This window comes from Agathobaculum sp. TL06, from assembly GCF_054658635.1.
On sequence record NZ_BAAGGY010000002.1, the window covers coordinates 82,572 to 106,576 of the forward strand.

Below are 24,005 nucleotides of genomic sequence, written 5' to 3' on the forward strand. Positions count from 1 at the left end.
ACTTCTCCCATCTGAACAGTCCACCACTTCCGCTTCCACCAATTACAAGCACATTTTTATTGATATTGTACTTCGGGTTTTTGTTCCGGCCCAGCATGATGCGCTCCGTCTGGGTCAGCAGGATATTCTGGCCAAATTTGGGATCGATAAAGGGCTGGATGTCCTTTGCCGTGCCCCAGCGCGCACTGCCATACTCCACCCCGTGGCGGTATTTCTTAGCATTTTTGCCCTTGAGGTAGACAGCGGCCCGGATGGCCGCCGCCGCGCACAGCCCAAAGAAAAGGTCGCGGGGGTGGAAGCTGGGCAGAGGGTTGGCGGAAAGCAGGTCCCCCAGCCCGGAAACAGCCCCCATCAGCTTTGTCACCATGTCCGCACCGGCAGATAAGCGGTAGCACTCCGCCGCCTTGCCGAACAGCCAGGCCAGGAACACATAGGGCAGCAGGGACAGCACGAGCTTTTTCACATCTGGCCTCATCGCTCCATCCCGCCTTTCTCCCGGTGCTTCTCAGCAGCGCGGTCATGATTCCTGACCACTTCTTTGAAGTGGGACAGGGATGCCAGCAGGGAGGGCTTGCGCTTCCCACGCTTTACCACCTCTCCCGTGTACTCCGCAAACGCTTCTTGCAGGTGTTTCGCGTCCTTTGTCTTAAAAAAGAAAAGGTAACGTCCGTTGGTAAAGTCCTTTTTGATGGCAAAGTCCATCTCATGCTTTCGGGCGATGCGTTCAAAAGACTTGATTCCTTCGTCTGTGACCTTGATAGATTCAATATCCCCCTGGCGGGACAGCTGCTTGGCCGTCTGCTTGCCGTGGCGGATCGAGGGATTGCGGCTCTGCTCCAGATACTGGCGCATAGCCCATTTCAACAGTTCAGCAGTCAGTTTGGTCCCGGTTTTGCCAACCTTAACCACCAGCGCGACCGATTTATCCCGCACCTCATCCTGCAAGTGTCATCACCTCGCAATCACGGGGCGGGGCGGCCCACCAAAGGGCCGCCCCATCCCACACAAGATTACTTGACCTCATGCCAGGCTTCCGGCTCGGCTCCGGTGACGATGGTGTGGCCGTTGGCCGCCTCCATCAAGTCGTAGTAGGCCCAATAGTGGGGGTTCTGAAGGTCGCGGAAGGTGTTCAGGCTGTCCTCGTTATGGCGGATAAAGGTCTCATCCGCCGTGCGGCCCAGCATCCGGTTGACGATGGTAACGACCTCTGCGCGGGTAATCTGATCGCCGCCGTGGAACTTCCCGTCCGGGTAGCCCACAATCCAGCCATTATGGGTGGCCTCATGGATGAACTCTGCCGCCCAGTGGCCGTCCTTCACATCGGCAAAGCCAGCGCGCTCGCTCTCATAGGTCTCCAGCGCCATCCACTCATCCAGGCGGACGCACATGGTCACAAACTGCTCACGGGTGATGCTGGCCCCGGCGTGGAACTTGCCATCGTCGTAGCCGACCACCACGCCCAGCTGCTCCAGATAGGCCACATAGTCGGCATACCAAGCCTCGGTATCTACATCCGGGAAGCTGCTGGCGCGTGCATTGGTCACATCATCGCCCCGCGCTTCCGAAAGGATACGGGCAAACACAGCAGCGGCCTCGGCACGGGTCATATCGCGGTCCGGGCCAACCGTGCCATCCCCATAGCCCACGATGTAGGCGAAGTGGTACTCATCCGGCAGGGTCACAGCGCCGTCCTTATCCGTTTCACCGGCAGCAGCGGTGCCGGTGCCGTCGGTGACGGTGACAGGCACATCGGGCTTGGCCTCGCCCTGGTTATCTGTGACGGTGACGGTCACAGCGCCGTCCTCGTCAAAGTCGAACTCGTCGGGCAGGGTGACGGATACCTCGCCGTCCTTATCCACGGCGATCTCAGAGCCGTCCACCGGCTTGCCGTCCTCGTCTGTCACGTCCACATTGACCGTGTTGGACTTGTTCGGGTTGCCGGTGTCCGTGCCGATGATCTCACCAGCGGAGCCGGTGGCGTCCGGGACGATAATCTGGCCGCTCTTGTCGGTATCCTTGGCGGCATGGTTGTCCTTGGCGTCGGACACCGCCACATTCAGCCCCTTGGCGGGGGTGGTGTCGGGCAGGAGGACTGTCACCACAGTCTGGTCGTTGCCGTCCAGCAGGCGGCTATCCGGCAGATGGACGGTAAAGGCGTCCTTGGCCTCATCCTCGCCGGGCAGCAGCGTCACCAGAGCACCCTCAATGGGCGACTTCTCAATGTCCGTGACGATAACGGTGTACTGTCCCACCACGGCCTCGCCGTTTTCATCGGTGTAGGCGCTCTCCACGGAGGGGACCGTGAGTTTGCCGTCCTTGTTGGTCTGCCCCTGGGCTGTACCGCCCAGGTCTGCCTTGACGATTACAGTCTTGTCCGGCTGAGGCGCTTTCTCGTTGTCAGTGACGGTGATGGTGACACGGTTCCTGGCGTCCATATCCTGGCCGTCCGGCAGGGTCACGGTGATGTTGCCGGTGGTGCCCATGCTGACCTTGCTGCCCTGGATGGGCCGCCCGGTCTCGGTGCGCTCCACCTTGACCGTGAGGGTGTGGCGGTTGCCGTCGGCGTCCTCCCAGCCCACGGTAGTATTACCGTCCTCATTGGTCGTTCCGGTGGTGCCGGGGACGGTGATCTGGCCGGCGGCATCGGTGGTGCCGCCGCAGGAGTTGGCGTTTTTGTCGGTGACGGCGATCTCCATGCCCTCCACCGGCGTCTCCGGCTCAGACAGCAGGACCGTCACGGTGGTCTGGTCATCGTAGTCCAGCAGGCGGGAATTGGGCAGGCGGATGGAGATGGTATCATCCCCATGGAGGGTGACGGTGGCATTGGCAACGGGGTCGGTTGTGTCGGTGTCGGTGACGATCACCAGATACCGGCCCACAACGGCCTCACCCTTGCTGTCCGTGGTTGCCTGATTGTAGAGCTGCTCCAGCTCCTCCGTCTCCAGTACCTCGCCGCAGACGGTACACTCCTTGTGGCGGCTGCCCTCGCTGCCCGTGGTGGGCTCCACGTCCACAATCCAGTCGCTGGGGGTGTGGCCGGTGGGATCTGTATAGGCCCCATCATAGGTATCGCCGCAGCGGGAGCAGGTGTAGGTGGTGTGGCCCATTTCGGTGCAGGTGGGCGCGGTGACTTCCTCCTGATAGTCGTGGCCCAGAGCGTTTTCAATCACCGCGCCGCACTTCTCGCAGAGCTGAGGTTCGGTGCAGGTGGCGGGAGCACCAGGCACATGGCCCGCAGCGGGATCGCCCTCCAGACGGGTCGCGCCACAGCGGACACAGGTGTACTCGGTCATGCCCTCGCCGGTGCAGGTGGCATCGGTGATTTCCTTGCCCTCATCCCAGCTATGGCCCAGGGGGGACGTGTAATCCGTGATAAAGCTGGAGCCGCAGCCCTCACAGAGATGGATGGTCTTGCCGCCGCCCTCACAGGTGGCCGGGGTGGTCTTGCTCACATAGTTGTGGGCCAGCGCCGGGGTGATGTCCTCGATATGGCGCTCTCCGCAGACCGCACACTCCCGCAGGGTGTAGCCGGGGCTGGTACAGGTAGCGGCGATGGTGGAAGTGGAGAACTCATGCTCCCCCTGAGGGATGGTGGTCTCCTTGGTATCCCCGCACCGCTGGCAGATGTCCAGAGTCTTGCCGGGGGTCTCGCAGGTGGCCTCCCGGATGATGGAGCTCTGATAGGCATGGCCTAGGGCCGCCTCATAGTCCCGCTTTTCAATCTGGCCACACTCGACACAGAGATAGCGGTCATAGCCTAGGGTCAGGCAGGTGGGGTCTACGCTATCCAGCAACGTCCAGTTGTGGTTATCGCCGCAGCCCTTGTCCTCACAGCAGCAGCCGTCACAATCCGGGTCTTGGCACCCGCAATCTGGATTGCCGCAGCCACAGGAACAGGAGCCGTCCTCGGCAACCGTTTCGTCCCGCAGATGGACAAATGCCACGCCGTCCTCCACCATATCGGTGTCGTGGTAGGTGTAGGTGATCTCGTAGTAAACCGGATAGTCCCCAGCCTCGGTGTAGTTGGGGGCCGAAGTCAGGGTGCAGGAATTGGCCTCGTTGCCGTAGCGGATGGCCGTGGTCACATCCGCGTCGGAGAGGTCTGACACGGTGACGGTGTGGGGCTGGCCGTCTACAACGCCGAAGTAGTCCGCTACAACGCTCTTTGCAGCGGTATAGACGGTTTCGGAATAGCCGCAGGCGGCGCAGGTGTCCATTTCCACAAAGCGGTCATGGGCCAGCTCCGGGCGGATGACGCTCTCCATATTGTGGCGTACCAGCTCCGATGACGTTTCCTTGAACGTTCCGAAACAGAATCCGCAGTAGCTTCCGCTGGAAGTAGTAACGCGGTGATACCTGCTGTCTACCTGCTCAATGGATTCTGTGGTGGGTAGCTCCTCGAAGAAATTGGCGGCACAGTCGTAGAGCCAATAGATGTTTTTGTCACAGGAATAATTGGTGGCACCCATGTTGGTGTTAAAGGTGCCGCAGGTCTCACAGACCGCCTTGGTCCAGTGGTAGCCGGTGTAATAGGCGTCCTTGCCGGGGGTGCCGTCCAGCAGGTCGCCCTTGCTTTCCCCGTCCAGGCAGGTGCCGTCCGAATACTTGACGTTGCGGGTCAGGGCCGTCTCTCCGTCCCGTGTGTATTCTGGGACACGGAATACCTGGAATGACGTGGCCTGACCACAGACACAGCAGTTGAATGTCTCAATCGTGACCACCGAATTGGCGTCCAGCTCATTGGTGCGGTTGAGTGCCTCCTGCCAATGCTCGGCGGGGTCGTGGTAGTTGTCCTCCTGGGCGGCAAAGGCTGTGGGCATCAGGGAGAACAGCATCACCACGGCCAGGAAGGCCGCCAACAGGGAGCGGCGCTGACGATGATATGTTTTCACAAATTTTCCTCCTTCTTTTGTCATCGGGCATCCCCGGAACGGGAGTGCCCATGGGCCGGTTGGGTACGTCGGGCTTCTTCCATGGCGGTACGGAGCTGTTCCTGAATGGAACGCTTTTTATGCGGGTCAGGTGCAGCGGCATACGCCAGTGGGAATCGCTCTACCGCCCTGATTTCCTGCAAGAGTTCGCAGATTGGAAAGCTGTATATATGCGGGTTTTCCTCCCAGCAGGCATACGCTACCTCCAATGGGTCTGCAAAACGCAGCAGCGCCTCCGCTTCATCCGGGGTGGTTTCGTGTACGGCTTTCAGATAGCAGTGGATCTCTGCCAGCCCTTGGAGCTGATAGATTTCAACAATGGTAGGGCTATCCCTGCTCATGGCTGCGGCGTGCTTCAACAGGCTTTCGTCCAGCCGATCCTCCAGCAGGTTGATCCCTTCTCGCTCCATATTGTTCAAGCAATTCCCTCCTTGCTGATTTGATTTCCTGATGCGGTTTGCTGTTTAGGGCGGCACATACAGCCGGCGGATCAGGTGCTTCATGCCATGGCCTCCTCCCTGGAAAACCGTTCCTCCAGCCGTGCCACGCTCCAGTTTTTCTTGAACTGCCCCAGCGGGCCGGGGCCGAACTGAGCCAGCGCCCGGTTGTCCAGGTCCAGCAGACGCGCCCACAGTTCTGGGTGGTGCTTACGCAGGCTCCGCAGTTCTCCGATCCGCTGGAATGGGCAGCACCAGCAGGAAGCCCGGTGATAAATCTCGTAGAGGCCGCCGAAGTCAAAGCCCCGGTTGTAGCAGAGTTGCAGCGCCTCGGCCTCGGTGATACCCCACTCCACCAGAGGGTAATTAAGCCCCTTGCACCGCCACGCCTCGTCCGCCGCGATGCCGATATACTGTTGGAGTTGGTGTTTCCCCTTGAGCCGGTTCAATTCCTTGGTGATAAGGTGCGTTTTGAGCTGGCCGGTACACCAGCGCACTCGCATACCAGGCCAGCCGTTGCCGTAGGGCGGGATACCCAGCCGTGCCCGGTTCTCCAGGCAGGATGGCTTCTGCTTGGGCTCGTCGAACATCATGTACTCGAAGCTCTTGGGGGAATGTAGGGCGGTGATGCGTAGGCCACGCTCCCGGTACAGATGCTCGTCCACCCTGACAATGTGCGCATACATCTCCGGGAACTCCATGCCGGTGTCCGCCCAGATTACCGCGTCAATGGGCAGGCCGCGCTCGATCATCAGGAGCAGGAGTGCCGTACTGTCCTTGCCGCCGGACAGGGAGAGGGCATGAAAAAGACCGCCGCTGCCTTTCGGCTCACGACGGTCTGATGCAGTATTCTGTTTGCTCAAGCGGATGCCACCCCTTCCTGGCCGCCCCACTTGGTCATGACCACGGATTCGCCAGCCTTCATATGTGCCCACAGCTCGCAGGCTGTCCGGGCCAGCTCACCAGGGGCGGCACATACAGTTTCCGTGCCCACCAGCATGAACTCGCCGGGCTTGGCGAAGTATTCCTGGAACTCCATTTGCTGGGCTGGAGTCAGGGAGATGAAGCTGTCATCCTCGAAGCCGCACAGCAGGAAGGTCCCGGCGATATAATCTCCGGCACGGGGATTGGCCCGGTTGGGCGGAAGCCCCCGCTGCTTGCCGTTCTCCTGACAGATGAGCATGACACGCTGGGGGAGATAGCAACCGGCCTCCACAGGCCCGCCTACGATCTCAGAAAAGGTTTCCAGTGTGTTTTTCACTTTGGCGGGTCGCGGTGCCTTTCCCGGCTCCACCACCAGCACGTTGATTTCTTTTGCCATCAATATACCTCCGTTTCGCAGTAGATTTGCCTCTGGTCATTGGAAGCCATGAGCCATGTCGTGGCTGACCAGAGAGGTGTAATACTGGCTGATCGTCAAGGGGGCATTATACAGTGCCGAGAGTATGTAGGCCCGGATGTTAGTGATTCGGGTAGTGTTCTGCCGCATACTGTCCATGACATAGCCGATATGCTCCTTGTTCAGCTTCAGAAATCTGCTCTTGACAACCTCCGTTGGGATCTCCTCTCCGCTGATACGGATAGAGGGGCGGCTGGAACAACAGGCATCAACCATAAGCTCCACATAGCCGTCTATCAGCTCATCATCGTAGGGATTTTCTTGGAGCAGCAAGTCATAGCTGATATTTTCTTGAATCAGCTCTCTGTATGAATCCATCTCATCCATCCTCATCCTCTGCCTTCGCATCCTGGGTGGTTTGGCCTTGGGGGGAGATGGAGGGATAGATAGGTCAGTATCGTTCAGTTCAGTATTATTCTTATCAGTCTTATTAGCGTTTGCTTTCGGGAAGTCTGGACTTCCGGTTTCGGGAAGTGCAGACTTCCGATTTTGGGAAGTCAAGACTTCCGGGGTCTCCTCAGACTTCCCATATTCGGAAGTCTGGCCGATAGCCGGTGGCTGGGGGGTATCTGGTTCTTCCTCTGGTTCTCCGGTCTCTGTGGGCAGAATGAAGTTCTTGACATAGATACGGGTAGGACGCCCCTGCCCCTGCTTCCTGCGCTCGATGAGGCCGATCTGCTCCAAGTCTGCAAACAGGCGGACTGCCTTGTTGTGGCCGCAGCCCATCATGGCCATGGCGTCCTCCAGGGTGAAATAGATAAAGACCCGGCGGCCCTCGTCCAGCCAGCCGTTGCGGGCCGAGAGGGCCATGCGGTCCAGAAGGAGGCCGTACAACACCTTGGCCTCCACCGGGACTGCGCGGTAATGGGCGGCGGTAAACAGCACCTTGGGGATACGGTAGAAGCTGTACTGTTCTGATTCGCCGCCGTAGAAGTAATCCAGATTTAACGGCATGGCCGTGACCTCCTTCGGTTTGGGGTGAAAACAAAAAAGCGCCCCGGCAACCGAAGTCACCGGGGCGCAAGCTGAATCTGTTTCCACTGGAAATTGCTGAAAAACGAAAAAAGCCCCCGCACAGCTGAAATAGTCAGCTGCGCGGGGGCTTGGATTGGTTATCTGTGGGATTCCAAAATTTCCTGGAGTGCCCGGATGTGGGCGAGCCACTTTTGGCGGGTCTCCTCCCGTATCCACGATTGATACATCTCATGTTCCGGGTCCTGAACACGCCGCACTTCTTCCAGAAGGACAGGGATGGCTTCACCTGCGGCAATCACCTGTTTGACGTGCCGCTCTTGCAGTTCACAGTTTTTTTCGATATACTCGTAGACGACCAGCTCTCCGGTGCGGTAATATTCCCCCAGGCATTCCGCAATCAAGAGCGCCGCCTGGGTAAAATCTCTCGGGAAGTTGATCTCGGTGTAGTAGTCCAATTCCTCTGGTGAGCATCCCCGGTTACACTGTTTGATCTCATCCAGAATATTCTGCCGTAAAAGCTCTATGGCCTTCGCTGTGTCCAGATATGCAAATTGAACCGGCTTTAGCTGCTCCTCAACAATGATACTCAACAGGTCCAGGCCGTAGTCGCTTTCCCGCATCGTGATACCCCATGCGCCCATTCGGGCACCTCCTTCTATATCCATATTTTGGTCCATGGTTCAACTCTTATCTTTCGACACCGCCTTTCGACCTGCTTCACAGGGTATTTTTCTTGGAAAAAGAATAAGGACAAGCCCGGAAGCCCTTGATTTTACTGGGGTTTCTCGTCTTGTCCTTATTATAGGATATTGGCATACATTTGCCACCATCTCGTTCCAGTCCGGCGACGATCCCAAGACCGTACAGGAGAATCTCAGGCATCATTCGGCTGTTTTTACACTAGATGTTTACGATCATGTGACCGACCGCATGAAGCGTGAAAGCGCCGAGCGTATGGAACGCTTCATCCGCTCCACCATCGCCCGATAAGGGTAAAAATAAGGGTCAAACCGCGATAGCAAAAATGTGAATTCGAAAATAAGTTCTGAAAACGACTTCAAATATAAAAAATACGGTATTAAACCAAAGTTTAATACCGTATTTCTGGCGGAGAGTCAGGGATTTGAATTGCCCAAAATTCGTTTCTTGCTATCATTTCAATCCATATAGGCAGATTATTTCTAATTTAATCAATTTCTTGTAACAATGTGTCCACATGGATTCCGTTGTATATTTTCTGTTTGTCGTCAGGATTGTCGTCGTTTATCCAAGAAATTTTTTCAAGTCATAAGTATTATTTAGCATATTATGCTGGACGATCTTCCTCGAACAAATCACTTTACTTGAGATGTTAATTATGTAACGTAATAAGACAAGGATTCTTCACTAATGATCTTTCCCGTGCCGCATCCAGTTTGAACCACTTCAGCCTGTTGATACCGCAACAAGGAACCATTTGGACTCATATTGCCATCTTTCTGAATCCTACAAACCGTATCCCATCCAGCGCAGTATGGCAACTTGATCTAACAAAAATGCATATGCAATCATTTCCTATTCGCTACTGTACTGGTGGTCTATGGGATACTGCCTCTCGTCTGACACCGCTCTGTACGCTGGGTATCAGCAAAATTCCCTCCCCATTCTTTCCATTTTTCTTCTATCATAACCAAAACGCTGCACTACAGTTTAAAATAGCCTTGCGTTCCCTCCAGTCAGGCATAATCATGGTCAAAAAACCATAAAACTGCTTTGAATGATTTGGGTGAATGAAATGACAGAACTCATGCATTACGACATATTCGATACAGTTTCGGGGGGCTTCCAGTAAACGCTTGTTCAGTGTAATAATCCGTTTTTTTGCCAAGCAAGAGCCCCACCGTGTCTCCATATCACGAATCCGCAATGTTGGCATCGGTACTCCATATTTTTGAAATACAGGATAGGTTTCCAGAATGATCTCACCAAAAACAGTTCGGCACTGTTCATCCAGGTAACGGGTCACCATCTTTTGCTTTTTTACAAAGTCTTCTGTGTCTTTCACACAAAGATGCAGATAAATCCCATCAGAAGAAATTGTGTCCCGCAGATTTTTCTTCACTTTCAGGCGAACACCTCTGCCCAGCAGATAGAATGTCTCTCCGCTGACATATTGTTTGGGTTGAGGGGCATATTGCGCCATCTCACGAAACTTTCTTTGTGATGAGCAGATATAGGCTCCTTTGCTCACTACAAACTCATCAACTTTTTCAGCCGGGATAGCTGGATTAGCTGAAACATAAACCATGCAGTCCTTATGAATCCGCAGATTCAGATTTTTCACTTGCTTCTGTTCCAGAAGGTAGCGAATTTCATTGTTTTCATATAAAACAGTTCTTTCCTGCGCCATTGCTGTCAAAATCTCCGAAGTGCTACTGTTTTGACATTTTCGATGATCTTATCAATGGTGTCAAAAGACAGTTTTAATCCCCGTTCTTTCTCGTAGTCATAAAAAAGGTCATCAATATCCTGCGAGATTCGGTCGTGAATTGTTTTGTTGTTGGTCCAATCCACTTGACTGTGGTTGGCCACAATTTTTGTAATCTCTTCCGCAACCTCTGCAGCAAAATCAGGATAAACTTCCGCTTCCTTTGCTTCGTCGAACACCGCAGACAGAACGCCGTAAAACGCCTGAGCATGGACATTATTCTTAATGGATTCCGGATAGGTCACAGTGCTTTTTCCAGCGCGATAGTCTTCCATGATGGTACGCATCTTTGCCAGATATTCTGCCTCGGAAATCACCTTTTCCTTGTATTGCTCCAACGCTTCTTTGATTCGCTTGGAGAAACTGTCATAATAGGCAGGATTCTCCTGATACTTTTCGCTGATGCTACGGGTCAATTTGCTGGTAATGGCATCTGCCTTTGCACGGAGCGAACCTAATTCCTCTAATTCGCGTTCAAAGTCATCCTTGTTCAGAATATCGATGGAGCTGGTAATTTGCTTCAGACCAGCTACCGAGAGGTGTGTATCCAGAAGATTTTGCATCAGCGGCTCATATTCCCGGTTATCAATGGCATCACAGTAACGGGTTTTCACGCTGCGGCGCACCTTGGAGAAAAAGATAAACGTGTTTTGATACCGCTTCAATTCATCTTTCGGAACGGCTGCATATGCCTGTTCCGCATTCAGCACCATATTTAACGCTTTGCCAAAAGCACAGAGGAGATTATAAAAGTTCTCTCGCTTCTTATCGTCAGCAAGAAACACTTCCACTTCTTCAGTGTCGCGTGAATTTTTCAAGTGTGCAAATAATTCTGTCAGCCGGGTATAGGCTTCCCGCAGGTCAGCCACAGAGGACATAACATCCACCACAACCCCCTTTAGGTCTCCGCTGTCAAAGTTCTCCAGCCCGGCACCGCTGTACAGATCCATAGCAGTATCCAGCTTTTCAATCAGTCCACGGTAGTCCACAATAAGGCCATAGTCCTTGCCTTCATACAGACGATTGGTGCGGGCAATAGCCTGGAGCAGGCCGTGTTCTTTCAACTCTTTGTCGATGTAGAGCACTTGGCAGATGGGGGCGTCAAAGCCAGTGAGCAGCTTACTGCACACGACAAGAATATCGATGTCCCCTGTGCAGAACTGGTTCTTCATCGCCTCTTCGTAGGTATCTGCGTCACCGTAGCGGTTCATCATTTTATTCCAGTAGGCAATGACCTTATCGTCGGCACCCTCGTCTATATCGTCTACACTTTCCCGGAGATCAGGCGGTGAGATCACCACGGCACAGTTCAAATTCCCAAATTGCTCAAAACACTCCAGATACCGAATCGCATCCCGCTTGTAGTTAGTGGCCAGCATAGCCTTAAAGCCAGTATCTTTGTACCCATCAATGAAGTGCTCATTGATGTCCAGAGCGATCCGCTTGATACGGGCATCGGTGGAGGTCAGGCGGCGAAGACTGCTCCATTTCCGAGAAAGGTCATCCCGCTGCGCTTCCGCGAGCCGTTTGGTGGTCTGTTTGAACCAGAGGTCGATATTTGCCTCGTCCACATTCTGTTCCACAAAACGACCTTCGTAAATGAGCGGCACAATGGCTCCATCCTCCACGCCGTCCTTGATGGTATATTTATGGATTAGCTTTCCGAACTTCGCCATGGTGTTCTTCTCTTTTTTCATTAAAGGAGTACCGGTAAAGCCGATGTAGCAGGCATTGGGGAACACTGCTCTCATTTTGGTGGCCAGCAGGCCATAGTTGGAGCGGTGGCTCTCATCCACCAATAGGAACACATCCCGTGAAAAAATCTTGTTCGCCATTTTTTCAGCAGTGTTGAACTTATTGATGATGGTAGTAACCACATCCGCCTTGCCGCTATTCAGCAGCTCCACCAGATTCCGTCCGCTGGTGGCCCGAGCAGGATTGAGACGGGTGTGCGCAAATGTAGCAGCGATCTGGCGATCCAATTCCTTACGATCAGTGACAATGACTACTTTCGGGTTACAATCGGACAGTTCCATTAAGATATACTTTGCCAGCATAACCATGGTCAGGCTCTTGCCGCTTCCCTGAGTATGCCAGATGACGCCGCTTTGGCGGTTGCCCTTTTCGTCCGGCTGCCCAATGGTCTTGATAATCTCTTTGATAGCGAAATACTGCTGATACCGGCAGATCTTCTTTACATTGGCATCAAAGAGCACAAAGTACCGGATCAGCTTCATGACCCGTTCTTTGCTGAACAGAGAAATCAAATTCCGATCCTGCTCAGTGGGGATGCGGTCAGTCACATGCTGAGCCAGTGTCCCTTCCAGAAAAGCGGTGTCCTGCTCCTTCCACATATTCCAAAATTTCTTGGGCGTGCCGGTGGTGGCGTACTTCACGGCGTTTTTATTGGTCGCCATTACAATCTGGGCAAACTTGTAGAGCTGCGGAATATATTCCTTTTGCTGGTTGCGGATATTCTGCTCCACAGCCTGTTCTACGCTGATCTGGGGCGTTTTACACTCAATGACAGCGAAAGGGATACCGTTGATAAACAGCACGATATCCGGCCGGGCATTGTGAATCTTGTCCTGACTGTCTACTGCAAACTCCTCGGTGACATGGAACAGGTTGTTCTCCGGATGTTCCCAGTCAATATACTTCAGATTGAAACTGAGGGTTTTACCCTCTCCTACAGTCTCTGGATAGCTTTTGCCCAGCAGCAGCGCGTCATAGATTTTTTCACTGGTGCGCACCAAGCCATCGGTGAGGGGCTCGTCCAGATCCTCCATAGCCCGCTCGATGTTTGCGGCGGAGAACTCGTTTTCCGCACCGGCGAAGGAATAGCGGTTGAGCCGCCGCAGCTGGCCTCGGAGAATGTCTTTCAGCAGCACATGGTACCGGCTGCCTCTCTGCGCCTCGCAGTCCTCCGGGGATATGTAGGTATAGCCCATGGATCGCAGCAGAGCAATGGCCGGCTGCTGGCTGATATTCTTTTCTAAGTACAAGGATTTGTCCATGGTTGCCTCCTTTCGGAAATATCAGTAAAAGCAGGAATAGCGGAGCGGGAAATCCCGCCTCGCTTATGGCTTAATTCCATACTTTTCTTCAATGCCTTTCAAAAAAAGTTCCTGTTGTTTTGGTTTAACAAAAATATAGTCAAACACTTCTTCTAACAGATCAAGCATAACAGCTGATTCGCCCGTCTCTACTTCCACAATCTCGTTGCTGTTGGTGCTCTTTTTCGGATGCGCACCAAAATTTGCAACTCTACGCATAACTTGGAGCATGGTAATAAGATTAGCGGGAATATTGCTCCTGCTTTCTAACTCCTTTATCTCATCTTCAAGGTTTCTCTTTTGAATATGCAATTCTTCATGCAAGAGCATTTGCAATAAGTATCGGCTAAGAGCCGCGCTGGCGCGGGGACTGATGTTATTAACCTCTTCACTTTCATGAAATAGTTGCGCATATTTGAGAGGAACATACTGGTCGAGTACTCTCCCTACAGAGTAGCGAGGATAAATCACACTATCTTCGTCAATATCATCTATCCAATATTCCATGGTATAGCCAACTTCAGAACCATGCTGCAATTTAATAATTAGTTTTCACATTCTGGACAAAAACCGTATTGAATTGTATACCCGCCTCGATCATCTTCATCATCCGGGGAAGGAATCGGAAAGGTGACCTTGTACCAATCAATATATACTCCGGTTGCACAATGCGGACATTTCATACCTTCACCCTTACTATTCCTGTCAGCAATAGTTGCATCAGGGCTTTTTTCTTTTGTTTTTCTTGCTCAATGTCCCGCTGGAGCAGGTCAATTTCATGGTCAGTAGTGGAAAAAACTTTAACAATAGCGGTTTGTTCCTCAATAGGCGGCACCAATATATGTGTCTTCACAATATTACCTTTAGATATTGACATTACTTTAACTCCAGCTATATATGGAACAAGCTGCTTGTGATAGGTTTCAGAATTCATATAATAGCCTAACCACCCTGGCGCAAAACAACCTTTTATAGGTTTACACAACATAGTATGCAGTCCAGCTGCAACCTTTTTCCCATGCGTTTCCTGTACCTCAACTACTTTACCAGCAGTCAAATCTTCAGCGGTATCAGCAATAACAACATCTCCATCATCAACAAAGGTGGTAATTTTTGCACCGATATCCGAAAGCAATGACGGTATTTCTTGTTCAGACAGTTTGAGAACTTCTCCATATCTTACAAGTATATCACCATAATGTATATTTTTTACCCCTGTACTATCTTCGCACATACATTCTCTTGAAAATGTGTTTGTGGCATCAAATGTAAAAACCTGATTAAACCCTTTTATCTCCCATTGTCCACTAAACCCCGGAAGGCGCTTTTTCCCGGTCAATAACTGCTGCATGAGATACTTTTTCTGCCGTTGCTTTTCGGCAAGGCACTTTTCTTTCAGTTCAATTACCTTGTCCTGGGTGGTGAGGATGGCGGCAATTTTTCGTTGTTCTTCAATGGGCGGAAGTATGATTTTGCTTTTCAAAAAGCGATCTTGTCCCAGTGTTTTGTTTCGCCCTGCGCCTCCAGGAGATGCTGCCTCCAGAATATCGGTTCCCCGCTTTGTTAAAAAATAGGAAATCAGGTAATCAATATCAGCTCTATCGTTTATAGGACGGTACATCGGAAAACGGTGAGATCCAATCATTCCTACTTCAGATTGTGTGGTCTTTCCGATTGCCTGTTCCCATGCGAAAACAATATTCACTATAAAGCAGTCTGGCTCAATCCAAAAAACAGCCTTATTTCCCAGTGCTGCGCCTGTAACTGGTTCTTTATAGAAAAGGCCTTTCCCGTGGGAACGGATACCGATTTGAGTGTACAATTCGTTAGGCTTAACCTCTACAGGTTTCTCCACACGGCTAAGGCATTCTCCAAGCATATGCACATCCCAATCAGCAGGGAGAATCCCTGCTTTTGTCTTTTTATATCCCTCTGGTTGCTCACCGCAGCATATCTGCTCTATTCGCTGTTTAATTTCTGGATTCATATCATCACCCCCTTAACCTAGAAAACCCAAGCCGAAAAACACTAAATCAATTAGGAATGGAACAAAAATTCCCAAACTATTTCGTATTTTCTGACTCTTGTTCAGATATAGAGGGCCAAATGCAAACTCGATATTTGGATATGCCTTCTCTATCAGCCCCAAAAAATATAAGTTTATCCACAAAAATATAACACTGGACATGCTGCCCACTAAAGCAAACTGAGAATCGGTAAGCATACCCAAGAAAACCTTATTCAAAGAAAAGGAAAGCAATAATCCCTCGATAATGCCAATCACTGTTGCACTAAAATATTTTACCTCAAGTGTTATATTAATTTTTTGTTTTTCCACTTCATCTATAATGGTCGAAATCTCATTGCAAATGGAGTGATACCATTCTTTATCTCTGCTGCTGATTTCCACGGTGCTATCTGCTAATGTAAGGAAAGAATTATATAATTTTATCTCAATCTGATTATTCAATCCCTTTGACCTATACATCAGCCAGATGCGCTCACTTCGCCTCCGCCTAAATTCGTCAGTTCTAAATACATCTATGCTATTCTTACTGCTAATACTGCTCTGATCATCAAATAAAATGTTGTATTCTTCTTCATAATCTCCTTCCTGGAATTGTTCGTGAACCAGTTTTGCAATACGGAGAATATCATCTTCTTTTAGAATCTTTCTCTTAATAACTATTTTTTTACTATATTTTATATCTCCCACATAAAGCCTTCCTATCTTTTTCGTTTCAGCCGCTTCACATCCGCAGTCAGCTCGTCCATATCATCCGCCGCTTCCAGCGCCCGGCGGTGAGCGTCGTACTGCTCATATTGCTCCAGTGCCAGCTTTTCCGCCACTTCCCGTTTGACTGTGCCGAAATTCTCCAAAACCTCCCGGCCATTGAAGCGCAGGAAATCGCCCAGCTTGCTCTCCCAGTCCGCCATGTGCATGGGGTGGTGTCCTTTGGCCTGCAACTCCGCATAGTCCAGATACATATTCACAATAAGATTCAGCGTGCTGATCTCCTCGTGGGTCATGTAGTTTTTTGCTACCGTCACATCGCCCCGGCGCACCTTTGCCCCCTTGAACGAGGTGAGACCCATATTATCCTTAGAGGCATCGGCACGGGAAGCAATGATCTCTGGCGCAGTGTGGCCTGTGGCGGCATATTCCAGCTTATTCTGCACCGACTTGAAGAAATTCTGGGCAATCTGGCTTTTGCTGTCGTAGTCAACCGAGAGGGCGAAAATCTCCTTGACCTTCTGATACACCCGCTTCTCGCTGGCGCGGATATCTCGAATCCGCTCCAGCAATTCATCAAAGTAGTCGGCACCGAATTCACGGGGATTGCGCAGCCGCTCGTCATTGAGGGCAAAGCCCTTCTTCATATACTCGGTCAGAATACTGCTGGCCCACCGACGGAAGTGTATGCCCACATTGCTCCGCACCCGATAACCAACGGCCAGAATCATGTCGAGATTGTAGAATTTTGTATCACGGCGAATTTGACGATTTCCTTCCGTCTGAACTTGTAAGTAACTCTTACAAGTTGCCCCCTGTTCTAATTCACCATCACCATAAATGTGCTTAATGTGCGTAGTGATGTTCTGCGGAGTTACCTGATAGAGTTCCGCCATGGAGCGCTGAGTCATCCAGATCGTATCTTCCTCAAAATAGACATCTATCTTGGTATCGCCCTTTTCGTTTTGATAAATCAACATTTTCCCAGCATTCGCCAGTTCACCACTCATAGTCCCAGTTCCTCCAAATATTTCTTCATCTGTGTCTGTACTTTCGCCAGTTCCGCCTCGATATTGGCAATATTACGCTGCACCTCATCAATATCCACCAGTTCTTCTTCCTCGAAGGTATCCACATACCGGGGGATATTCAGATTGAAGTCGTTCTCCTTGATCTCATCGAAAGAGGCCACATAGCTGAACTTGTCCTCATTCTGCCGCGATTGATAGGTATCGACAATGCGTTCAATATCGCTGTCCCGCAAGACATTTTGGTTCTTACCCTTCTCGAAGTTTCCATCCCCAGAAGCATCGATGAACAGCACATCCTGACAAGTGCGGTTCTTCTTGAACACCATAATACAGGCTGGGATTCCAGTGCCGTAAAACAAGTTGGCTGGAAGGCCGATGACCGCATCCAGCAGATTCATCTCCACCAGTTGACGGCGGATTTTACCCTCGCTGGCCCCGCGGAACAGGACACCATGAGGCAGCACCACCGCCATACGGCCGTTTTCCGCATCCAGACTGGAGAGCATATGCAACACAAAGGCGTAATCACCTTTGGAGGTGGGAGGCACACCCCAATCGAAACGGTGGTATTGATCCAGTTCAGCAGACATTCTCTTTTTCCCCCTGCTGTCCGCTTCGGCCTCCGAAAGGAACCCGCTGTCCCACTTGTCCAGACTAAAAGGGGGATTTGCCACTACCACCTGAAACTTCATCAAATTATCATCCTCGACATTCTGGGGATTGGATAGGGTATCACCTTGCCAGATTCGAGCGTCATCCACACCGTGCAAGAACATATTCATGGTGCAAAGCGCCCATGTCTGTGCATTGAGTTCCTGCCCGTAGATAGCTACCTTTCCGCTGGGCACTTTCTTATGGGCTTTCAACAGTAAACCACCGCTGCCGCAGGTGGGATCATAGATCCGATCATTCTCTTTGGGCTGCATTAGAGAAGCCACCAGTTCGGAGACCTGACTGGGGGTAAAAAACTCCCCGCCTTTCTTTCCTGCATCAGAAGCGAACATGGAAATCATATACTCATAGGCATCTCCGATAATATCGGCAGAGCTCAGTTGACTGGGACGCAGATCCAGCCCGTTGAAATCCTCCAGCAGGTTACGCAGGGTCGCGTTCTTCTCTTTGGGTTCACCAAAGTCTACCTGAGAATTGAAGTCGATGGCCCGGAATACATTGCGCAGCTTTCCACTGTTGTGCTCCTCGATATGATTCAGCGCTACATTGATTTTCTGGCCGATTTCAGCATCGTTCCGATTGGCATAGAGATAGCCAAAGGTAGACTGCTCGTCCATTGCAAAGCGCTCACGGCTCATAGCCCGTTCCACTCGGCGCATATCACCGTCATACTGTTTGATGCACTCCTCACGTCTCTCTTTGGAAACATCACTGAGGTACTTCACGAACAGCATGGAGAGAATATAATCCTTATAACGGGAACTATCGATTTTGCCGCGAAAACTGTCACAGGCGTTCCACAGGACTTGCTCAATATCTTTTCTGGTTGTCATCTCTATTTTCCTCTCTTTGCTCTTTTGTACGTATAATCCAGCAGACCGGAATATAACTTTTCTTTTTCTGCCGCTAACTCTTTAAGCAGTCGACTCTCTTTTTTAGCAAGCAAATTTAACCATGCGATTTTGTGCTGATCCTCAACTGGGAGGACTGTAAGCTCCAAGTCCATCAAGAATTTTGTTTTTACTGCGCCAAGCATATTGCTGGTCGTATTCTCGTAAAAACTCCGCTTCACTTTTGAAGTGTTCAGCAACCAGAAAAGATACTCTGGTATCAGCCGTTCATCTTCTATCCGAATCACTACGAAGTTTGAAGATATCACCATCCCAGATATGGTATCATCAATCAAAACTGCAGTATAAGGTGCGGTAAGACGAATCACAATATCTCCCCGTTGAGAAAGGTATTCTTTCTTCAGCGGTTGTTTTGCTTCATAAATATCGGCCTCATTCAGTTGAATTGTCCCTTCCTGCTGGATACATCGCAGATTAATCAAGGGGTATCGATACTCACTTGGCTCTTTGGCCTGTTTTCTCGACAAGACCAGTCCACTGCGAACACTCGCAAAATCCTGCAATTTCATCCTTCCATCCCGCCCGTCATGTGTGATAAATAACAATAAATTTCCAAAAAATGCTTTCGCAAGCTAATTTCAGCATATACTATTCGAGCAATTTTGTCAACATCAAGTTTGTCATGATATAAAAATAACATTGTGGCGTCATGCATATAATATCGATTGGCTCGATCTTGCTCTTTTCTTCTATGGAGTCCTGATACACCAGAATGCAATTGAGTTCTCCAAAAAATAAAATGCCGGAAAGGCCTGATATTCCAATATTTTCTGGCACCTACAAAAATACGAAAAGATATTTGGCACGAAATAACGCTTATGGGAGGATTGCAAACTTGAGCATTCGATTGTTCGAAGCGATCTGGCGTTGAAGCCCCTGCTGTAAGCTTTTCAGCGTCAGCACCTCCGTTACATACTTTTCCGGATTGGGTATCCTGCTATCAATCAGGTCGATAGTCTCCTCGAACTCCTAACGCTGCCGCTGAACACCCTTTCCCGCGGGCTCGCACTGTTCATGGAGAAAGACACCTCTGCGGCAATGGAGTTTTCAATCATCTCGATTTTGCCGCTGAGGCGTACACCGTCAATACGGGCCGCCTGTGCTGCATTCGTACCGTCTGCTTTAAACGCGATATCAAAATGGAGTTGTCAAGAATGGTTTAGTCGTGAAATGCAAGGATTTGAATTTACCCCAGCGGCCACGTCTCATGCGGCAGGCTGAGAAATTGCATCAAAGTATTTTCTCCTGTATACCAACGGCGGCAGGCCGCCATTGACCGAGGTGATCCTGCGAAGGTTGTAGTAGTGGATATAGCGGAACACCATACTCCTGACAACGGCGCGGCTCAGCAAAGTCGCGTCTGCCGGATAGAGCTTTTCTTTCTTCAGTGTGGCAAAGAAGCTCTCCATTCTAGCGTTGTCGTAGCAGCGGCCTGTGCCGCTCATGCTCTGCCGGATCTCATGGCGCTGGAGCGCAGCGCGGAACAGCCGGCTGGTGAACTGGCTGCCACGGTCGGAGTGCAGAATCAAGCCGCGCACCTCAGCGCCGCGGCAGGCGTTCTCCAAGGCTTCCACGCATAGCTCCGCCTGCGTATGTTCCGCCATGGCAAAGCCCTGAATGCTGCCGTCAAAGCAGTCCAAGATTGCCGCAAGGTATAGTTTTCCATCTTTGCAATGGATTTCTGTGATGTCTGTGAGAAACTTTTCGTTTGGTTTTTCTGCGGTAAAGTCCCGTTTGATGAGGTTTTCTGACTTTTCTGCTTGGCGATCGACTTTGGTGATACCGTTGGAGCGGCGCCTCCGCTGGATGGTCAAATGGTGTTCCCGACAGATGCGATAAATCCTGCGGTCCCCACCAGTGTAGTTTTTATGCAATCTCAGCCACATAATAATGCGTCGTACACCGTAATTTTCGCCGTTTTCTGTATCTTCCCGCAGACATTCATAGATCTGTTCCAATAGCATCTGGTCATATCGCCCCTTTTCCGGCCGCCGGAGAAACCGATAATATCCCTGCTCGCTGATCCCCAACACACGGCACATGCTGACGACGCTCCAGCGGCTGCGGTACCTCTGGATGAATCGGTGCTTACGGTTGGGACTCACGGTTTCCGGCGCTTGACGAAAAAACCCAGCGCCTCCTGCAGAATCTCCACGTCCTGCTGCGCCTGCTTCAGTTGGGCCTGCAGCCGCGCATTTTCTGCCAGCAGGTAGGCCTCGCTCCGACCGGCAATGGCTTCCTCCAGCGCGGCCTGCTGCTCTTTCTGGCGGCTGCGCCAGCCGTAGAGCGTGTCCTCTTTGATCCCAAGCCGCCGGGCTGCTGCCGCCCCGCCGATTTCCTCTGCCAGCTTCAGCGCCTCCCGCCGCTCCTCCTCTGTGTATCTTCGTCCCATGTTGAGCCCTCCTTCGATATCTTATTTTTATCAGATATCCTTATGTAATCTTATCGCCCGCTTCTGGGATGTCCAGCGCGGCAGGATCACTGTGGGCGACCATGATGTACGGGAGTACAAGCTGGACAGCTTGATGAAAAATATCTCCATGGTGTTCCAGTCGGTGTATCTTTTCAACGATACCGTGGAGAACAACATCAAGTTTGGCCGCCCGGACGCTACCCATGAGCAGGTGGTGGCTGCCGCCAAAGCTGCCTGCTGCCACGATTTCATTATGGCGCTGCCGGATGGTTACGACACGGTTTTGGGCGAGGGCGGCGGCTCCCTTTCCGGGGGAGAGAAACAGCGTATCTCCATCGCCCGGGCCATGCTCAAGGATGCCCCCATTGTTATTCTCGACGAGGCCACAGCCAGCGTAGACCCGGAGAATGAGGAGGAACTCCAGACCGCCATCTCCTCTCTCACAAAGGGAAAAACTCTGATCCTTATTGCCCACCGGCTGAAAACGGTGCGCAATGCCGATCAGATCCTGGTCCTCAATGGCGGACACATTGTTCAGCGGGGCACGCACGAGGAGCTGATCGCCCAGCCGGGCCTGTATGCCGACTTCGTCCATGTCCGGGCCCAGGCCAACAGCTGGAAGCTGGAGGCTTGATAGAGTGGCTTGCCCGTCCGCAAGGCTCTGCTATATAATGGAGGCGGAGGTGATATCTATGGAATTGAATTTTGAAGGGATCGTAGTCGGAGCGGCCTCTCTGCTGGTGATCGGGGCCTTTCATCCGCTGGTGATTTGGTGCGAATACCACTTTTCTCAAAAAATCTGGCCGCTGTTTCTCCTGTGTGGCCTGATTTGCCTGGGTTTGGCGCTGTTTGTACAGGGATTGCCCGCTATCCTTTTGGGGCTTGTGGGCGTGGCTTTTCTCTGGAGCATCCGGGAACTGAAAGAACAGGCGCAGCGGGTAGAGCGGGGATGGTTTCCCAAAAATCCCAAACGAACTTAACGCAAAAACATCAAGGCCCTATAGTCTAGTGAGACGCCTTCTGGAGACAGTGCTCGTGCGCCAGAAAAAGCATGGCGCGATCCTGTGGATACGGCCATGCACAGGAAGGTTGCTCCCAGCGTGCGCCATACGGCGGTCATATCGAACGAGCGAGGACCCCGTCTCATAGCGAAAGACTGCTTTCTTCGTTTGACCGATGTGGTGCGCGCGGCATCTGCATGCACCCATTTTCCCACTTGCTTGTAGTCGCAAAAATGGAGCCGAGGCTCACCGAACAGGATGCCTGCCGCAAGGCAGCCCGCGATAACAGTTTTCAAAAATCAGGCTGCTTGGCAAATAGAAAGTGTTCTGCCGACCTAATCTACAGAGTGATATAGCGAAAAAACTGCTTACATGCTCGCCTGCTGAGGATGACGAGAAACCGCGGAGAAGATCATGCCGCTCACAGGGGATCCGGGCTGGTCATATGTACGGATATCCCCTCTGCCACGCTGCGCTGCAATGCTTCGCATATCGGCGCCGCGCGTTGTCAAATATTTGGGCATGGCAACTCCATAGAGCTGACACCTATGGAGTTCGGTGTGTTCTATTTGCTTGCCCAGCGGCCTGAACATGCGTTCTCGATGAGGGTGCTCCACGCGCTTGTCGACTCTCCCCCTTGACAGCAGGTGGGTGGAGGGTTCCAGTAGCATTTACAAACTGCATCATAAAATGAACGCCGGCTTTTATCCAAGCCGTGTACGCGCAAGGCTACAGACCCTTGTTTCCGTGACACCATCATAAACGCCCAAATGGGGGAGCCTCTGGTTTAGTGGCTCCCCCATTTGAGTTATGGAAGCATTTCGATATTTTACAGCCTGCCTCTCTGCCGTCAGGCGAAAGGCACCTTGAAATGGCGGGATCTTTCCAGCTTAAATGCATAGAGCACAGCAACAAGCTACCTCTGCCAAAGGCTCAGTAAAACAAACAAAAATGTGGTAACACTTGCTCACAGCAGAAAAAAATAGTATATTTAAGTTAGACTAAGCTAACTGCAGACAGAGAGAGGTAGCCATGGATATTAAGCAATTAGAGATTTTTGTGACTGCTTGCGAAAGAGGAAGCTTTTCACAAGCCGCGTCCTGTATGTACATGACACAGCCGAATATCAGCAAAACGATACGCGCTTTGGAACACGAATTGGGGCGTCCGCTCCTGATCCGGAACGCAAAAGGCGTACAGCCCACTCCCTATGGAAAAACCGTTCTGGAACATGCTCAGACCATCTTGAAAACGGCAGCCACGATCTCCTCCTTGGCGGTTCCTGACGAACAGGACAGTCTGAACCTGTCCACCTATCCCAGCAACATGATAGCGCGCTTGTTGGTAGACTTTTATCAAACGTGGGGCAGCGCCATTCATATCGAACACCACGAGGGTACGGTAGAGGAGATCACCGATCATGTACACCAAGGGATCTCTGAGATCGGGATCGTCTATGTGGCACGTAAGCAGGTCGCTACTTTCCAGCATATTCTTTCTCACAAGAAACTGGAATTTGTTCCTTTATGTGAAAAGAGCATTTGTGTCTACGTCGGCCCTAACCACCCTCTCTACCATGCAGACAGTGTGAATTTTTCCGATCTGCCCAATTTGAAATTCATGCGAGGGGTGCGGGATTTCTTTTCCATGGAGCATCATCTTGAAACAGTAAGTATGGGCGCTATCGACCCCCATGTTATGAAACATGTGATATACAGTAACAGCGACCATGCGGTCACTAATTTTCTGCTCCACACGGATGTGTGTAATTTGGGCCTTAACTTCATGTATAAGCCCTATGAGCAATATGACATCAAACCTTTGGCTGTCAACGGCTGTGAACCGTTTCTTCAGATCGGCTATGTCCGAACCCCCGAACGCTCCCTCTCCCCTCAGGCACGCTGGCTAGTGGATCGGTTTAGGGAAATGCTGTGAGGGTATAACATTTGGTTATGCCTATCCATGAAAAACTCGCCTC

19 protein-coding genes and 2 pseudogenes are annotated in these 24,005 nt (G+C 51.5%); 3 read left to right on the forward strand and 18 right to left on the reverse strand.

The genetic code is table 11. The annotated features are described in order from the left end of the window. Positions 1-22: 22 nt before the first annotated feature. From ACYQ3S_RS01525 to ACYQ3S_RS01610, 18 genes and pseudogenes are all read right to left on the reverse strand, one after another. Positions 23-475: pseudogene (locus ACYQ3S_RS01525) on the reverse strand (VirD4-like conjugal transfer protein, CD1115 family); the annotation flags it as partial. Beyond that, positions 472-945 (reverse strand): PcfB family protein, encoded by a 474-nt coding sequence (locus tag ACYQ3S_RS01530; RefSeq protein ID WP_459687007.1) that lies wholly within the window; start codon positions 943-945, stop codon positions 472-474. The gene ACYQ3S_RS01530 and the pseudogene ACYQ3S_RS01525, both read right to left, overlap by 4 nt. A gap of 65 nt (positions 946-1,010) precedes the next feature. Then, complete coding sequence (locus ACYQ3S_RS01535; protein WP_459687008.1) at positions 1,011-4,892, reverse strand: S-layer homology domain-containing protein; 3,882 nt, start codon at positions 4,890-4,892, stop codon at positions 1,011-1,013. A gap of 20 nt (positions 4,893-4,912) precedes the next feature. Continuing rightward, positions 4,913-5,341: a hypothetical protein gene (locus ACYQ3S_RS01540; protein ID WP_459687111.1), complete on the reverse strand. Its 429-nt coding sequence runs from the start codon at positions 5,339-5,341 to the stop codon at positions 4,913-4,915. An 89-nt stretch (positions 5,342-5,430) separates the two neighbouring features. Continuing rightward, positions 5,431-6,231 (reverse strand): phosphoadenosine phosphosulfate reductase domain-containing protein, encoded by an 801-nt coding sequence (locus ACYQ3S_RS01545; RefSeq protein WP_459687009.1) that lies wholly within the window; start codon positions 6,229-6,231, stop codon positions 5,431-5,433. Then, a complete protein-coding gene (locus ACYQ3S_RS01550) occupies positions 6,228-6,689 on the reverse strand; it encodes a DUF3846 domain-containing protein (protein WP_459687010.1) in 462 nt (153 codons plus the stop codon). The genes ACYQ3S_RS01545 and ACYQ3S_RS01550 overlap by 4 nt, the downstream gene beginning before the upstream one ends. Before the next feature lie 36 nt (positions 6,690-6,725). Then, on the reverse strand, positions 6,726-7,721 hold the full coding sequence (locus tag ACYQ3S_RS01555; protein ID WP_459687011.1) for a DUF6017 domain-containing protein: 996 nt from the start codon (positions 7,719-7,721) through the stop codon (positions 6,726-6,728). 158 nt (positions 7,722-7,879) lie between these two features. Continuing rightward, complete coding sequence (locus ACYQ3S_RS01560; protein ID WP_459687012.1) at positions 7,880-8,383, reverse strand: hypothetical protein; 504 nt, start codon at positions 8,381-8,383, stop codon at positions 7,880-7,882. Positions 8,384-9,405: 1,022 nt separating this feature from the next. Further along, a complete protein-coding gene (locus tag ACYQ3S_RS01565; protein WP_459687013.1) occupies positions 9,406-10,131 on the reverse strand; it encodes a M48 family metallopeptidase in 726 nt (241 codons plus the stop codon). Positions 10,132-10,136: 5 nt separating this feature from the next. Further along, positions 10,137-13,226 (reverse strand): type I restriction endonuclease subunit R, encoded by a 3,090-nt coding sequence (locus tag ACYQ3S_RS01570; protein WP_459687014.1) that lies wholly within the window; start codon positions 13,224-13,226, stop codon positions 10,137-10,139. A 63-nt stretch (positions 13,227-13,289) separates the two neighbouring features. Continuing rightward, complete coding sequence (locus tag ACYQ3S_RS01575; RefSeq protein WP_459687015.1) at positions 13,290-13,772, reverse strand: DUF4145 domain-containing protein; 483 nt, start codon at positions 13,770-13,772, stop codon at positions 13,290-13,292. A 172-nt stretch (positions 13,773-13,944) separates the two neighbouring features. After that, positions 13,945-15,252: a restriction endonuclease subunit S gene (locus ACYQ3S_RS01580; RefSeq protein ID WP_459687016.1), complete on the reverse strand. Its 1,308-nt coding sequence runs from the start codon at positions 15,250-15,252 to the stop codon at positions 13,945-13,947. Between the two features lie 12 nt (positions 15,253-15,264). Continuing rightward, positions 15,265-15,981 carry a hypothetical protein gene (locus ACYQ3S_RS01585; RefSeq protein WP_459687017.1) on the reverse strand — a complete coding sequence of 239 codons (717 nt, stop codon included), beginning with the start codon at positions 15,979-15,981 and terminating at the stop codon, positions 15,265-15,267. Positions 15,982-15,992: 11 nt separating this feature from the next. Continuing rightward, the gene (locus tag ACYQ3S_RS01590) at positions 15,993-17,009 is read right to left on the reverse strand and encodes a virulence RhuM family protein (protein WP_459687018.1); all 1,017 of its coding nucleotides are present in this window, start codon (positions 17,007-17,009) and stop codon (positions 15,993-15,995) included. After that, on the reverse strand, positions 17,006-18,535 hold the full coding sequence (locus ACYQ3S_RS01595; RefSeq protein ID WP_459687019.1) for a type I restriction-modification system subunit M: 1,530 nt from the start codon (positions 18,533-18,535) through the stop codon (positions 17,006-17,008). The genes ACYQ3S_RS01590 and ACYQ3S_RS01595 overlap by 4 nt, the downstream gene beginning before the upstream one ends. A gap of 2 nt (positions 18,536-18,537) precedes the next feature. Further along, a complete protein-coding gene (locus tag ACYQ3S_RS01600) occupies positions 18,538-19,122 on the reverse strand; it encodes a restriction endonuclease subunit S (protein ID WP_459687020.1) in 585 nt (194 codons plus the stop codon). A 696-nt stretch (positions 19,123-19,818) separates the two neighbouring features. Beyond that, positions 19,819-20,718, reverse strand: coding sequence for an IS3 family transposase (locus ACYQ3S_RS01605; protein ID WP_459687021.1), 900 nt, complete (start codon positions 20,716-20,718; stop codon positions 19,819-19,821). After that, positions 20,715-21,005 carry a transposase gene (locus tag ACYQ3S_RS01610; RefSeq protein ID WP_459687022.1) on the reverse strand — a complete coding sequence of 97 codons (291 nt, stop codon included), beginning with the start codon at positions 21,003-21,005 and terminating at the stop codon, positions 20,715-20,717. Before ACYQ3S_RS01610 ends, ACYQ3S_RS01605 begins: the two co-directional genes overlap by 4 nt. A 37-nt stretch (positions 21,006-21,042) precedes the next feature. Between ACYQ3S_RS01610 and ACYQ3S_RS01615 the strand changes: the two are divergent. The 3 genes and pseudogenes from ACYQ3S_RS01615 to ACYQ3S_RS01625 all read left to right on the forward strand — a co-directional run. Next, positions 21,043-21,660, forward strand: a pseudogene (locus tag ACYQ3S_RS01615) (ABC transporter ATP-binding protein); the annotation flags it as partial. A gap of 58 nt (positions 21,661-21,718) precedes the next feature. Next, entirely contained in the window at positions 21,719-22,006 is a 288-nt protein-coding gene (locus ACYQ3S_RS01620; protein WP_459687023.1) for a DUF4491 family protein, read from the forward strand. A gap of 1,053 nt (positions 22,007-23,059) precedes the next feature. Further along, positions 23,060-23,962: a LysR family transcriptional regulator gene (locus ACYQ3S_RS01625; protein ID WP_459687024.1), complete on the forward strand. Its 903-nt coding sequence runs from the start codon at positions 23,060-23,062 to the stop codon at positions 23,960-23,962. Positions 23,963-24,005 lie beyond the last annotated feature (43 nt).